Consider the following 13,443-nt stretch of genomic DNA (forward strand, 5'->3'; position numbering starts at 1 on the left):
CCGAGGGGAAGGTCGAGGGCGAAGCCGAGATGATTTTGACGGTGCTGGCCGCTCGTGGTGTGGAGGTGTCGGACGAGGTTCGGGCGCGCATCCGCGGCTGCACGGATCTGGAAGTGCTCAAGGAGTGGGGGCGACGGGCCGCGACGGCCGAGTCCATTGACGATCTCCAGCTCGATCCAGCGTCCGATCATTGACCAGCCGCGGCGTGGCGCTTTCTCGGGGTCGGAGCCGATCTGCACCGGTCCCGGCTCGGTGGCATCGTGATCGCGCAGGTAGGCCGTACGTCTTCTGAAGATCGCGGATAACCTTACGCGCTGCGGGCCTGTCCACGATTGCCGCACATGTCCCTGACGCTCTGGCTCTTTGGAGAATGGCGTCCCGTCGTATCACCTGGCAATCACCTGGCAACCAGGATGAAGCTGAAGAACTACGAGTTCCAGAGCGATTTCGCCCGCCACTACTACGGACGCGGCAAAGCCGAGGGCATGGCCGAGGGGAAGGTCGAGGGCGAAGCCGAGATGATTTTGACGGTGCTGGCCGCTCGTGGTGTGGAGGTGTCGGACGAGGTTCGGGCGCGCATCCGCAGCTGCACGGATCTGAAAGTTCTCAAGGAGTGGGGTCGGCGGGCCACCACGGCCGCGTCCGTTGATGACGTCGTGATCGAGCTATGAGTCGGTCCCGACTGGCCACGGCCCAGGCTTGCAGCGTCCTCGCAAAAGCTGCCTCTCGTCGCTTCCGCTGGACTCTCTGCCTGCGTGTTGGTCATGGCAGTCGGTCGGGCCCCGGGGTGTTCCCGGGGCCCGACCTGTCCGTCAGTTGCGGAGGTAGGGCAGCAGTCTCCTCAAGGCCATGGCGGCATGCCAGGACGCAATGCGGTGGTAGGAGTCGTCCTTGCCCTGTCCGGCGTCGTCGGAGATGCCGCGCACCACGGCCCAGCCGTGAGGCTGTCCGGACTGGGCGGTCCTCTCATGGCAGGCGAGGGAGAGACCGCCTGATTCCATGTCGATCGCCAGGATCTTGTCGTTGAAGCCGGCCAGGTACGACAGGATTTCGGCGTCCTGGTCGGCGATGACCGCATCACCTGAGCCGATGGGCCCGGTCAGCATCCGCATGGTGCGCGTGACGCCGGCGGGATCCTCGACCTGGAACTCGGCGGGCTCGTTCTCGGTGAAGAAGGCGTTGATCGCGTGGCGGATGTCTGCGGGCGCCTCCCGCTCCTCGCCTCGGTGCCGGATGCCCATAGGGGTCTCCTTGCGCAGGTCGTAGTAGACGACGCGGGTGGCGACCACGACGTCACCGACTCGGACATCGCGATGGAAACCCCCTCCGATGCCCACCAGCACGACCACCTTCGGATCGAAATGGCGCCGAAGGTTGTCGTAGGCGGCCATGGCGGAACGATTCCCCTGCTCAAGAGCGCGAATGGCGACGACGCTGATGGGACCGGTACGGTCCTGCACGTCCGCGGCATAGAAGTGGAGACCGCCGATCTGCTGCTTGCGCAGGCCCAGTGCGGTGACCACGGCCTGTGCCTCGACGCTCAGGATCGTGATGATCCCTACATCAGCGCGCCGGCTTTCGGGCTGGGAGGTCGTCGAGCCGTCCTGTTCCGTGACCGGAGTGCTGACATGCAGAACCGGTCGGTGGCCCACGGCGGACGACGTGACGTTTGCCGTGCCGCCGTAGTTGAGGATTCCTTCGACGTGGTGCTTTTGAGTCAAAGCTGGGCTCCCTGGGATGCTGCGGCGGCTGCCTCAGCCGCGCCGCCGTGGATGATCTGGGCGTTGCCGCCCACGGCCGAATTGTTGATGTCGACGTGTCCGCCCATGTTGAGGACGCTCGCGCTGATGATGGTCTCTGCGCGTTTTTTGAATGCCGACGTGTCGACGTTGTGTGCGGTGAGGAAGTCCTCGGTGGCCTCGAGGAGGCGAAGTTCGATGATCTTCAGTTGCTCTTCGATGGTCGGTCTGTCGAGGCTCGAATCCTTCCACTCGGCGGCCTTGTGCTCGCGGACGCTGAACGTGGAGGCGGTCAAGGGGCCATGACGATGCGTCGACTTGGCCTGGAGCATGGCGAATCCGGTGTGCAGGAGGATGAGCGGCGCCTTCGCGACGCGAAATGACCTCACCACGTGGTAGGGCAGGTCACACAGGCTGCGCAGAACCAGCCTTATGGGTGTGCCGTCGGTGTAGGGGCCTGATCCTGGTGAGTGGTATTCGGCGGGAGTTCGGGTCAGCGCGCAGGCCGCGAAGTCGAGGCAGAGTGAACGTCCCTGGATCGCGACCCTGAGAAAGACGGTGGTGACCAGCTCTCCGGACGAAGTGGTGCGGATTTCCAGGAAGTGGTGTGCGACACCGGGCGGCGCGTCAATGATCCTTCTCATATGCTCCCGGCCGAAGTCGCCCGTGAGCAGGACGGGATCGGTGGTGATTTCGTCTTCGCAGACGAAAACGCGATCCGTCACCGAGTAGCCGGGCAGGTGGACGGGGTCGGCGGTGAGGCCGATCGGTTTCATCTTCCGTTTGAGATGCTCGACGAGTTCGTGTGCGTCGAACGGCGGTGTCACGTGCTCCCGGTCGCTCATATCGGCTCTGCCCGAGCCATTGGCGCTGTGGCGGGGGAGGTGGTCGGGGAGAGGGGCAGCGGGTTTCAGCAGCTGGATGGTCAGTGGCGGCACCCAGCGATGAATCAGTTTGCCGCTGCCGACGAACATGCTGGGGGTGTCGGAGAGATCCAAGGACGGCAGTGTCTCGCTGTCATCCTTGGGCTTGGGGCGGCTGTACACCACGAGCGGGTGGAGTTGCTGGTCGTCGATCGCCTTCAGCCGCCTGCCAAGTCTCCTGGGGCGGACGGGACCGCCTCGATGCAGCGCCGTCAGATGTCGTGCTCGCTGGACTTCTGCGAAGGCAACGGCGGCGGTGATGAGCAGCAGGAGCGGGAGCGCCGATGCCATCGCCTCCCGCAGCGAGAGTCCATACGCCCCCGCTGTCAGGGCGGTCACGATGACGGCGAGGAGACAGCCCCGGGCGCTCACGAGCAAGGTCCGCTTGTGCCGGCTCAGATCGTTGGTGTCATGGCGCGTCACGTCCCGCCTCAGCCAGTCGTCCAACTTCGTCTTGGTCGATTCCCTTAGGACGGTGGAGGCGGAGCGCAGCACCTGGCCCACGAGGTGCCAAAGGACCAACCCGCCGACGGCTGCGAAGAATGCCGGCGGTCGTACGGACCAGCCGCCGATGAGCACGGCGAGCACTGCGGCGTCCCTGAGCGCTTCCAGCCGCCATGCTCTCCACGCATGGGTCACGACGGGGACGACGTCGTATCCATAGGACGGTGGCACGCGTCGGCGCGGCGCGTTGTGGACTTGGGTGATCACGTCGTCGCGGAACTCCGGATCCAGGTACACGCCGGCGCACAGCGCCCGTGTCGTCTCATCGCCCCGGTGGGGCCGCGCAGCCCCCGGTTTCTTGATCAGCGAGACCTTGGATTCGCCCACGGCGCCTCCAGAGACCAGTTTTGGTAGGTCAGACCTTAAGTAGCCGAGTAGGTTTAGGTCAAGACGACCTTTAGGGGGTGGGCGATGGCGGACAGCCGGACTCGGAGAGATCGCGTGGGGGCTGCCGCGATCACCGTGGACTTGGTGATCTTCACTGTGCGGGACGATGAGCTGCATGTGCTGGTGATCGAGCGAGGCAAGGAGCCGTATCTGGGGCGGCTCGCTCTGCCCGGCGGGCACGTCCGGGACGACGAGACGCTGGACGAGGCCGCACTGCGGGAACTGGCCGAGGAGACCGGGCTGGACGGGCGCAAGCTCCACCTGGAGCAGTTGCGCGCGTACGGGGATCCGGGACGTGATCCAAGGGGCCGTGTCGTCACCGTCGCCTACCTTGCGTTGGGGCCGGACATGCCTCTGCCCGTTGCGGGCACGGACGCGCGGGCGGCGCGGTGGGTGCCGGTGCAGCCTTTGCTGGAGGAGTCCGCCGCACTGGCCTTCGACCACGGCGTTATCCTTCGCGAGGGGTTGGAGAGGGCCCGTTCGCGGCTGGAGTACACAACGGTGGCGGCTGCGTTCTGCCCTGAAACGTTCACCGTCGCCGACCTGCGGCGTGTGTACGAAGTGGTCTGGGGGGTTCGACTCGACCCCAGTAATTTCCGTCGCAAGGTGACGAGAGCGGAGCGGTTCCTCATCCCTACGGGGGAGCGCCGCACTCCCGGAACGGGGAGGCCTGCGGCCCTGTACCGACGCGGACCGGCCCAGTTGCTGCACCCGCCGCTGTTGCGTACGGGGGACGTTGCGCGGGCTCAGTCCACGGGGCCTGGGCTGCGCTGAACGGGAGGGGCCTCGGGAGATGTCATCGGTTGCTGGTGTGGGCTTCAGGGCGAGTTTCCCGGTGGGATGGCGAGTGGTCGAGATGTAGGGCGGGGGTCGGCTGGCGGAGGCGTGGTGACGACGTTGCTGCGCAGGCTCGAAAGCCCTGCTGGGAGTACTCGCCGCCGGGTGGTGGCGGGCGTGGCGTGGTTCTCAAGGGCGACGACGGGGTCGAACTATGGCGGTCTCGGTGGGGTTGGGCTGGGGAGGGGCGCCGGCGTGAGCGGCTGGGGCTTGGCTGTTCAGAGGCGTCGGGCTTCGTGACTGGCGGAGGGGGCCGCGCCGCCGTCTCAGAAGGCGCGGCAGTTATCGGTTTGCGCGCCACCCTCAGGACCCATAAAGTTGAAGCGTCGACGCGGGGTGGAGCAGTTCGGTAGCTCGCTGGGCTCATAACCCAGAGGCCGCAGGTTCAAATCCTGCCCCCGCTACTAGGTCAGAGGCTCTGTTCGCGGGCTCGCTCGCGGGCAGGGCCTCTTCGCATGTTCTCCCAAGTGTGCTGGACGGCGGACTGAAGCAGCTCTGGCGTCGGCACCAGTTCGCTTCCGGCGAGCTTTCGCTCGCGCCCGACCTGGGCGTCGTGCGCGGTCGCGCCGACGGCTTGATCAACACCGGCGGGGAGAAGGTCGTGGCCTGCGAGGTCGCCGTGGTGCCGCCCCGCCACTTGGTCGTGCGCGACGTGGCGTGCTCTCGGCGGTTTTGAGCGGGTGACCCGCTGAGGGGGCGCGGTGGTGCGTTCTTATGCTGGGGGCGTGCGGAAGGTTTGGGCGGGGGCGTTGTTGGACGCCGGGTGCGTGCTCGTCTTCGCGGCTGTCGGACGGGCGTCGCATGACGAGGCGGCGAGTCTGACGGGGCTGGCGGGCACGGCGTGGCCGTTCCTGGTGGGGCTGGCCGTCGGCTGGCTGGTGATGCGGGCGTGGCGGCGGCCGGAGGCGCTGGTGCCCGCGGGCGTCGGGAACGTGGCGTGCACCGTGGCGGTGGGCATGGCGCTGCGGGTGGTCTCGGGTCAGGGGACGGCGGTCGCGTTCATCGTGGTGGCGACGGTGTTCACCGCGTTGCTCCTGCTGGGATGGCGGCTCGTCGCGCGGATGGTGCGGCGGCCCGCGGTGAGCGGATAGGACGTTCCGAAGCGCGGGACGTCCGTTTGCTGATCGTTTCGGTTGACGGGATGCCGCGGCGCTGGTGAAGTTACCCCCGAGTTCGACTCGGTGGGAAAGGGACGTCATGGCATCTGCCCTGCGGGACTGGCTGAACAAGCCGAACGCCGAGCGCGGCGTGCATCTGGCGACCGATGACGGAGGCTGGGAGTTCCGCGACTACGGCGCGCTGGCCGCGGCGGCGCGGCGGACGGCGGGGGCGCTCGCCGAGGAGGGCGTCGGACCCGGCGACGTGGTGTGCGTCGTCCTGCCGACCGACTTCACGTGCGTGGAGACGTACTTCGGCGTGTGGGCGGCGGGCGCGACGGTGTGCCTGCTGACGCCGCCGCTGTTCCAGGACGGCGACGAGTACGTGGCGCACGTCGCGGCGATCCTGCGGCAGGCGCGGCCCACGCTGACCGTCGCGTCCGAGGACCTGGCGCCGCTGATCGGACGGGCCATGGCGGACGCGGGGCTCGACGGGCGGCCGTGGATTCCCCGGCAGGCGCCGCGGGAGGCCGAGGTCCGGGAGGCGGGGGAGCTGGCGCTGCTGCAGTTCACCTCCGGGTCCAGCGGCGCGCCGCGCGGCGTGATGGTCACCTGGCGGAACCTGGAGGCGAACGTCGAGCTCATCAGCCGGACGGCCGGGTTCGGCGACGACGACACCGTGGCGTCCTGGCTGCCGCTGTACCACGACATGGGGCTGATCGGGTGCTTCATCACGCCGATCTCCCGGCAGTTCGAGCTGCGGCTGATGCGGCCCGACCACTTCATCCGGGACCCGGCGCGGTGGCTGCGGTGCTTCGCGGAGGCCGAGCACACGGCGGCGCCTCCGTTCGCGTACGCCTACTGCGCGCGGCGGGTGAAGCCCGAGCAGCTCGAGGGCGTGGACCTGTCGGGCTGGCGCACCGCGATCATCGGGGCGGAGCCGATCGATCCGCACGCGCTGGAGTCCTTCGCCCGGCTGGTGGAGCCGTTCGGGTTCTCGCGGCACACGTTCACGCCCGCGTACGGGATGGCGGAGGCCACGCTGCTGATCACCGCGGACAACCGGCGGGAGGACCCGCTGGCGGTGCGGCCCGACCCGGAGTCGCTGGAGTTCGGACGGCCGGTGCGCATCCTCGACTCCCACACGCTGGGGCCCGCGTCCGTGGGCGCCAAGGCGGGCTGGGTGGTCGGCTGCGGCACGCCCCAGGAGGACGTGCCGGTGACGATCGTGGACGACGACGGCCGCCCGCTGCCCGAGGGGCACCTCGGGGAGATCGTCGTCGGGGGCGAGTCGGCGTGCGCCGGCTACTACGCGGGCGCCGAGGGCAAGTCGACGCGGTTCGAGAACGGGCTCGTCTACACCGGCGACGCGGGCTTCTTCCACGAGGGCCAGCTGTTCGTGCTCGGCCGCATGGGCGACAGCATCAAGGTCCGCGGCCGGTCCGTGTACGTCGAGGACCTCGAGTCCAAGATCGCCGAGATGACCGGCCTGGGCAAGGGCCGGATCGTCGTGGTCGGCGTGCCCGGCGCCGGCAGGACGGGGCTGGCGGTGTTCGCCGAGACCAACGACGCGCCGTGGGCGCCGGAGGTGCGCGAGCATCTGCGCCGCAGGCTCGGCGCCGACGTCGAGGTCACGATCGTGGTGGGCGGCGGCCTCATCCAGCGCACGTCCAGCGGCAAGCCGCGCCGCCGTTACATGTGGGAACGGCTCCAGGCGGGGAAGATGCCCGGAGCGCGGATCGTCCCGCCGGCGTAGAGCCTCGGTTGACCGGCGTCGTCGGTGCGGACACGATGTCCGATGACGTGGGGAAAGGCCGACGATGCCCGTGACGACATCCCTGCTGCGGCTGGGGGCCCGCCTGGGGGCGACCGCGCAGAACGCTCTCGAGGTGGCCCGGTTCGGCGGGCTGCGGACCGATGAGGACGCCTCGCCGTACGAGGTGGTCGCCGCCCAGCGGGTGTACCGGCTGCGGCGCTACTTCCCGGGGGACGGCGCGGGCGCGCGGCCGGTGGTGCTGCTCGTCCCGCCGCTGATGATCACCGCGGAGGTGTACGACATCTCCTCGCGGGTCAGCGCGGTGCGGGTGCTGCGCGAGCGGGGCGTGGACCCGTGGGTGGTCGACTTCGGCGCGCCGGAGCGGGAGCCCGGCGGGTTGGAACGCACCATCACCGACCACGTGCTGGCGGTCAGCGACGCCGTCGACCGGGTCCGCGAGGCCGCGGGGCGGGACGTGCACGTCGCGGGCTATTCGCAGGGCGGCATGTTCGCCTACCAGGCGGCGGCGTACCGGCGCAGCGAGGGCGTCGCGTCGCTGGTGACGTTCGGCAGCCCGGCCGACACCAGCGTGGGGAGCCCGTTCGGGGTGCCGGCGTGGCTGGCGGCCGAGAGCGCGGGGCGGCTGCCCGAGGGGCTGCTCGGCGGCTTCGCCGTGCCGGGGTGGGTGACGCGCACCGGGTTCCAGCTGCTCAGCCCGGTGAAGTCGGTGCGCAGCCGGATCGACTTCGTGCTCGCGCTGCACGACCGGGAGCGGCTGGCGCCGCGCGAGCGGCAGCGCCGGTTCCTGGAGCGCGAGGGCTGGGTGTCGTGGCCGGGGCCGGCGCTGGCGGAGTTCGTCCGCCAGTTCGTCGCGCACAACCGGATGCTGACCGGCGGGTTCGTCATCGGGGACCGGGTGGTGACGCTGGCCGACATCTCCTGCCCGGTGCTGGCGTTCGTCGGCGAGGTCGACGAGATCGCCCCGCCCGAGATGGTGCGCGCGATCGGACGGGCCGCGCCGCGCGCGCGGGTGTACGAGGCGAGCCTGCGGGCCGGGCACTTCGGGCTGGTCGTGGGGAGCCTGGCCGTCGCGCAGAGCTGGCCGGCCGTGGCCGGATGGGTCAGGTGGCGGGAGGGGGACGGCGACCTGCCCGAGATCGCGCGTCCCCTGGAAGGGGAGGAGCACGCGGCGCCGTCCCCTCCGGGCGGGCCCGTGGGCTACGGCCTGCAGCTGGCGGCCGGGGTCGGCGCGAGCGCGGCCCGCTCGGCGGTGGCGACGGCGGCGCGGGCCGTCGGCGGGATCCGGCAGATCGCGCGGGAGGCCGGGCAGAACCTGCCGCGGCTGGCGCGGCTGGAGGGCATCCGGGCGGACACGCCCGTGTCGATGGGGCTGCTGCTGGACGAGCAGGCCGAACGCGCCCCCGACGACGTGTTCTTCCTCTACCGGGGGCGCGCGTACACGCAGGCCGCCGCCAAGAGGCGCATCGACGCGGTGGTGCGCGGCCTGATCAGCATCGGGGTGCGGCAGGGCGACCCGGTGGGCGTGCTGATGGAGACGCGGCCGAGCGCGCTGGCGCTGGTGGCGGCGATCAACCGGCTCGGCGCCGTGGCGGTGCTGCTGCGTCCCGACGGCGACCTGGAGCGCGAGGCGCGCCTCGGCCGGATCGACCGGATCATCGCCGATCCGGAGAACGCCGAGCGGGCCGCGGCGCTGGAGGGCGTCCGGGCGTACCTGCTGGGCGGCGCGGGCCCCGGCGGGCCGGGCGGGGACGACCGGACGCGCGGGCTCCCGCTGGTCGACATGGAGCGCATCGACCCGGACGAGGTGCCGGTGCCCGCCTGGTACCGGCCCAACCCGGGACGCGCGAGCGACCTGGCGTTCGTGTGCTTCACGGGCGACGGGGAGCGTCTGCGCGCCAACCGGATCACCAACCGGCGGTGGGCCCTGTCGGCGTTCGGCACCGCGTCGTCGGCGTCGCTGTCGGCGGCCGACACCGTGTTCAGCATCACCCCGTTGCAGCACCCGTCCGCGCTGCTGATGAGCCTGGGCGGGGCGGTGGCGGGCGGGGCCCGGCTGGCGCTGGCCACCGCCTACGACCCGGAGACGTTCTGGGACGAGGCGCGCCGTTACGGCGTGACCGTCGCTTCCTACACGTGGACGCTGCTGCGCGACCTGGTGAACGCGCCGCCGCAGCCGGGGGAGCGGCACCATGCCGTGCGGCTGTTCATCGGGTCGGGCATGCCGCGCGGGCTGTGGCGGCGCGTGGAGGAGCGGTTCGCGCCCGCGCGCGTCCTGGAGTTCTACGCCACCACCGAGGCCGAGGCGATCCTGGTCAACCTGACCGGCAGGAAGCCGGGGTCGCTGGGGCGCCCGCTGCCCGGCGGCGCCGAGGTGCGGCTGGCGCGCTACGACCTGGAGAACGGGCGGCCGGAGGAGGGCCCCGACGGGCTCGCCGTCGAGTGCGCGCCGGACGAGATCGGCGTGCTGCTGGTGCGGGTGCCGCCCGAGGCCGCCGCGGCCGCGGCGGCGGACGACCGCGGGGGGCGGCGCCCGCTGCGCGGGCTGTTCGAGCCGGGGGACGCGTGGCTGTCCACCGGTGACCTGTTCCGGCGGGACGCCGACGGCGACTACTGGCTGGTCGGACGGGAGAGCGAGCTGATCCGCACGGCCGACGGCATCGTCCCGCCCGGCCCGATCAGCGACGCGCTCGGCGACCTGCCGTACGTCGACGCGGTCGCGGTGTACGGGATCCCGGCGCCGGACGGCACCGAGATCGCCGCGGCGGCGGTCAGCCTCCGCGACCCGGACGCCCGGGTCAAGGCCGTCGACCTGGCGGAGGCGCTGCTGCGGGTGCCGGCGGAGCTGCGGCCCGCGCTCGTCCGCGTGGTGGACGACATCCCGGTGACGAGCGGGCGGCGTCTGCTGACCGCCCCGCTGCGCGCGGAGGGGATGCCGCGTCCGGGCGAGGGACGGGCCTTCGTCCGCGACTCCGCGGGCGGGTACCGGCCGCTGGAGTGAACCTGGACGGCCTTCGACCCATGCGTTACAACAAAGCTACAGATATCGCTCTTTTGTAGCTTCGTCCCCTCGGGGGCGTGGGAGGGTCCATGGCCGCCAGCATCCTCGCCCCGCCGCCGCCCGGAAGCGGGCTCAAAGCCGTCCCCGGCGTGCCCGGCCTGCCGTACATCGGCAACACCGTGGCGGTGATGCGCGATCCGTTCGGGCAGGCCCGCAAGCGGTACGCCCAGTACGGCCCGGTCTCGTGGGGCTGGCTGCTCGGCCAGCGCACCGTGACCGTCCAGGGGCCGGAGGCCGCCGAGACCGTCCTGGTCAACAGGGACAAGGCGTTCGCCAACGGCCCCGCCTGGAGCTACTTCATCGGGCCGTTCTTCCGGCGCGGCATCATGCTCCTGGACTTCGAGGAGCACCTGCACCACCGGCGCATCATGCAGCAGGCGTTCACCCGGGACCGGCTGCGCGCCTACATGGACGCGATGGCGCCCGGCATCGCCCGCGGCGTGGACGCCTGGGAGCCCGGCCGCGGCTTCACCGTCTACGACCACGTCAAGCGGCTCACCCTCGACCTGGCCGTGGACGTCTTCATGGGCGTCGAGCTCGACCCCGCCGAGGCCGCCCGGATCAACGGCGCGTTCATCGACGCCGTCCGCGCGGGCACCGCGTACGTGCGCTTCCCCGTGCCCGGCCTGCGCTGGCACAAGGGCCTGCGCGCCCGCCGGGTGCTGGAGGACTTCTTCCGCCGCAACCTGCCCGCCAAGCGGCGCGACGGCGGCGACGACCTGTTCGCCGCGCTGTGCCAGGCCGAGACCGACGACGGCCACCGCTTCACCGACGAGGACGTCGTCAACCACATGATCTTCGCGTTGATGGCGGCGCACGACACCACCACCATCACGCTCACCACGATGGCGTACTACCTGGCCAAGTACCCCGAGTGGCAGGAGCGGGCGCGGGAGGAGTCGCTGGCGCTGGGCACGCCGGTGCTGCGGTTCGACGACCTGGAGGCGCTGACGACGGTCGACCTGGTGATGAAGGAGTCGCTGCGGCTCGTCGCGCCGGTGCCCGCGCTGCCGCGCCGCGCCGTCAAGGACACCTCGATCCTCGGCCACCACATCCCGGCCGGGACCCTGGTCGTGGTGCCGCTGCTCACCAACCACCGCATGGCCGAATGGTGGCCGGACCCGGACCGCTTCGACCCCGAGCGGTTCTCCCCGGAGCGCCGCGAGGACAAGGTGCACAAGTACGCCTGGGCGCCGTTCGGCGGCGGCGCCCACAAGTGTATCGGCATGCACTTCGCGGGCATGCAGATCAAGAGCATCCTGCACCAGGTCCTGTGCCGGTACGGCTGGAGCGTGCCGGGCCGGTACGAGTGGCCGCTGGACACCACGTCGCTTCCCTCGCCCAGGGACGGCCTGCCCGTGCACCTGTACCGGCTGCGGGAGGCCCGATGAGCGCGGTCGTGGCGATCACCGGCGGCGCGCGGGGCATCGGCCTGGCCACGGCGCGGGCCGTCCGCGCCGCGGGCGCGGACGTCGTCATCGGCGACATCGACGAGGCCGCCGTCACCCGGGCCGCCGAGCGCCTCGGCGTGCGCGGGCTGCCGCTGGACGTGACCTCGCGCGCGTCGTTCACCGCGTTCCTGGACGCGGCCGGGCCGGTCGACGTGCTGGTCAACAACGCGGGGATCATGCCGATCGGGCCGGTCGCGCGGGAGAGCGACGCCGACGCCCGCCGCTGCATGGACGTCAACGTGCACGGCGTCATGCTCGGCACCAAGCTCGCGCTGGAGCGGATGCTGCCGCGCGGGCGGGGCCACATCGTCAACATCGCGTCCCTGGCGGGCGTGCTGCCGACGCCGGGGCTGGCCCTCTACAACGCCAGCAAGGCCGCCGTCGTCGCGTTCACCGAGGCGACCCGGCTGGAGGTGCGGGACCGGGGCGTGCACGTCAGCGCGGTCCTGCCGACGTTCACCAACACCGAGCTCATCGCCGGGACGCGCAGCCCTCGGGGCCAGCGCAACTGCGAGCCGGAGGAGGTGGCCGCCGCCGTCGTCGACGTCATCCGCCGGCCCCGTCCGCAGGTCGTCGTCCCGCGCCGGCTCGGCGCGCAGGTGCGGCTCGGCGCGCTGCTCCCGGACGCCCTCAGACGCGCCATCGCCCGCCGCTACGGCCTCGACCGCATCTTCCTGGACTACGACCCCGAGGCGCGCAGGGCCTACGACGCCCGCATCCGCGCCCAGGCGCCGGAGTGACCGTCCCGCCTTCGGGCGGCTGCCTGCGGGCCAGGTGCAGGTCAGCGCACCCGGGGGCGGCCGTCGCGGGCGAAGGCGCGGCGGGCGTGCGGAAAGTAACGGACGGCCTCCGGCAGCAGGGGCCACACGAGGTCGAGACGGCGGACGACGGCGGCGAACCGCCGGTAGCGGCGTTCGTCCGCCGGGCTCCACGGCAGGTCCAGCAGCTTCCGTGCGCGCGGAGGCAGGCCGCCGACGGTGATGAAGCGGGCGACGGCGTTCAGCGGCGGGCTGATGAGGCGCCACAGGGCGCGCGGGACGCGGCGCGGTGCGGGCAGGCCCTTGGTGACGTACCCGACGCCGTAGCGCGCGGTGGGGTGGGGTTCGAGCACCTCCTCCAGCATCCGCTTCCAGTACGCCTGGAACGCCTCCCAGTCCTCGGGCATGACCCGGTCGCTCACCCCGTACCGGCGGAACCACGTCTTCGACTCGACGTAGATGCGGCGCCGGTCGGCGTCGGTCAGCGGGCGGACGAACGTGTCGATCCCGTACATCAGGTGGTCGACGAACGTGGCGTGCGCCCAGTAGAAGGTCGCCGGGTCGAGCGCGTGGTAGCGGGAGCCGTCGGGCAGCGTGCCCTTGACCTCGCGGTGGTAGTCGCGGACGCGGCGCCCGGTCGCCTCGGCGTCCGGCCCGCCGTACACGGTGTCCATGATGGGGCCGACCGAGCGGCGCACGCGGGCGGACGTCTCGGAGAAGAAGACCGAGTGGTCCCGCACGCCCTGGCCGAGCGCCGGGAGCATGTTCTGCAGGACGGCCGCGCGCGGCCCCACGAGCAGCAGCCGGGTGTCGCCGAAGTAGCGCCAGGTGAGCGCGGCGGGGTCGAGCGGGGGATCGGCGGGGGCGTGGTCGTCCGTCATGCGCACCACCCAGGGCGAAGCAACAAAACAA

At 71.4% G+C, this 13,443-nt stretch carries 11 protein-coding genes, 1 tRNA gene and 1 pseudogene; 10 read left to right on the forward strand and 3 right to left on the reverse strand.

The window, feature by feature from the left end:
- Positions 1-194: pseudogene (locus AR3_RS31235) on the forward strand (hypothetical protein); the annotation flags it as partial.
- A 147-nt stretch (positions 195-341) separates the two neighbouring features.
- A complete protein-coding gene (locus AR3_RS22425; RefSeq protein ID WP_227022972.1) occupies positions 342-671 on the forward strand; it encodes a hypothetical protein in 330 nt (109 codons plus the stop codon).
- A gap of 141 nt (positions 672-812) precedes the next feature.
- Here AR3_RS22425 and AR3_RS22430 read toward each other — a convergent pair whose 3' ends face one another.
- On the reverse strand, positions 813-1,721 hold the full coding sequence (locus AR3_RS22430; RefSeq protein WP_067916524.1) for a phosphorylase family protein: 909 nt from the start codon (positions 1,719-1,721) through the stop codon (positions 813-815).
- Positions 1,718-3,493 (reverse strand): AbeC-like domain-containing protein, encoded by a 1,776-nt coding sequence (locus AR3_RS22435; protein ID WP_067916525.1) that lies wholly within the window; start codon positions 3,491-3,493, stop codon positions 1,718-1,720. The genes AR3_RS22430 and AR3_RS22435 overlap by 4 nt, the downstream gene beginning before the upstream one ends.
- Positions 3,494-3,577: 84 nt before the next feature.
- Between AR3_RS22435 and AR3_RS22440 the strand changes: the two genes are divergently transcribed.
- From AR3_RS22440 to AR3_RS22475, 8 genes are all read left to right on the forward strand, one after another.
- Entirely contained in the window at positions 3,578-4,327 is a 750-nt protein-coding gene (locus AR3_RS22440; RefSeq protein ID WP_067916526.1) for an NUDIX hydrolase, read from the forward strand.
- Positions 4,328-4,720: 393 nt separating this feature from the next.
- Positions 4,721-4,794 (forward strand) — tRNA-Met (locus tag AR3_RS22445).
- A 65-nt stretch (positions 4,795-4,859) separates the two neighbouring features.
- The gene (locus AR3_RS22450; RefSeq protein WP_067916527.1) at positions 4,860-5,066 is read left to right on the forward strand and encodes a hypothetical protein; all 207 of its coding nucleotides are present in this window, start codon (positions 4,860-4,862) and stop codon (positions 5,064-5,066) included.
- A 49-nt stretch (positions 5,067-5,115) separates the two neighbouring features.
- Positions 5,116-5,481 carry a DUF3054 domain-containing protein gene (locus AR3_RS22455; protein ID WP_067916528.1) on the forward strand — a complete coding sequence of 122 codons (366 nt, stop codon included), beginning with the start codon at positions 5,116-5,118 and terminating at the stop codon, positions 5,479-5,481.
- Positions 5,482-5,587: 106 nt separating this feature from the next.
- The gene (locus AR3_RS22460; RefSeq protein WP_067916529.1) at positions 5,588-7,243 is read left to right on the forward strand and encodes an AMP-binding protein; all 1,656 of its coding nucleotides are present in this window, start codon (positions 5,588-5,590) and stop codon (positions 7,241-7,243) included.
- Between the two features lie 64 nt (positions 7,244-7,307).
- Positions 7,308-10,262, forward strand: coding sequence for an alpha/beta fold hydrolase (locus AR3_RS22465; RefSeq protein ID WP_067916530.1), 2,955 nt, complete (start codon positions 7,308-7,310; stop codon positions 10,260-10,262).
- A gap of 89 nt (positions 10,263-10,351) precedes the next feature.
- Positions 10,352-11,713, forward strand: a complete 1,362-nt coding sequence (locus tag AR3_RS22470; protein WP_067916531.1) for a cytochrome P450 — start codon at positions 10,352-10,354, stop codon at positions 11,711-11,713.
- On the forward strand, positions 11,710-12,513 hold the full coding sequence (locus tag AR3_RS22475; protein ID WP_067916532.1) for an SDR family oxidoreductase: 804 nt from the start codon (positions 11,710-11,712) through the stop codon (positions 12,511-12,513). Before AR3_RS22470 ends, AR3_RS22475 begins: the two co-directional genes overlap by 4 nt.
- 41 nt (positions 12,514-12,554) lie before the next feature.
- On the opposite strand, the gene AR3_RS22480 is transcribed toward AR3_RS22475, so the two are convergent.
- Positions 12,555-13,412 carry an oxygenase MpaB family protein gene (locus AR3_RS22480; protein ID WP_067916549.1) on the reverse strand — a complete coding sequence of 286 codons (858 nt, stop codon included), beginning with the start codon at positions 13,410-13,412 and terminating at the stop codon, positions 12,555-12,557.
- Positions 13,413-13,443: the final 31 nt, after the last annotated feature.

The sequence above is a fragment of the Actinomadura rubrobrunea NBRC 15275 genome, from assembly GCF_001552235.1.
GTDB lineage: Bacteria > Actinomycetota > Actinomycetes > Streptosporangiales > Streptosporangiaceae > Spirillospora > Spirillospora viridilutea.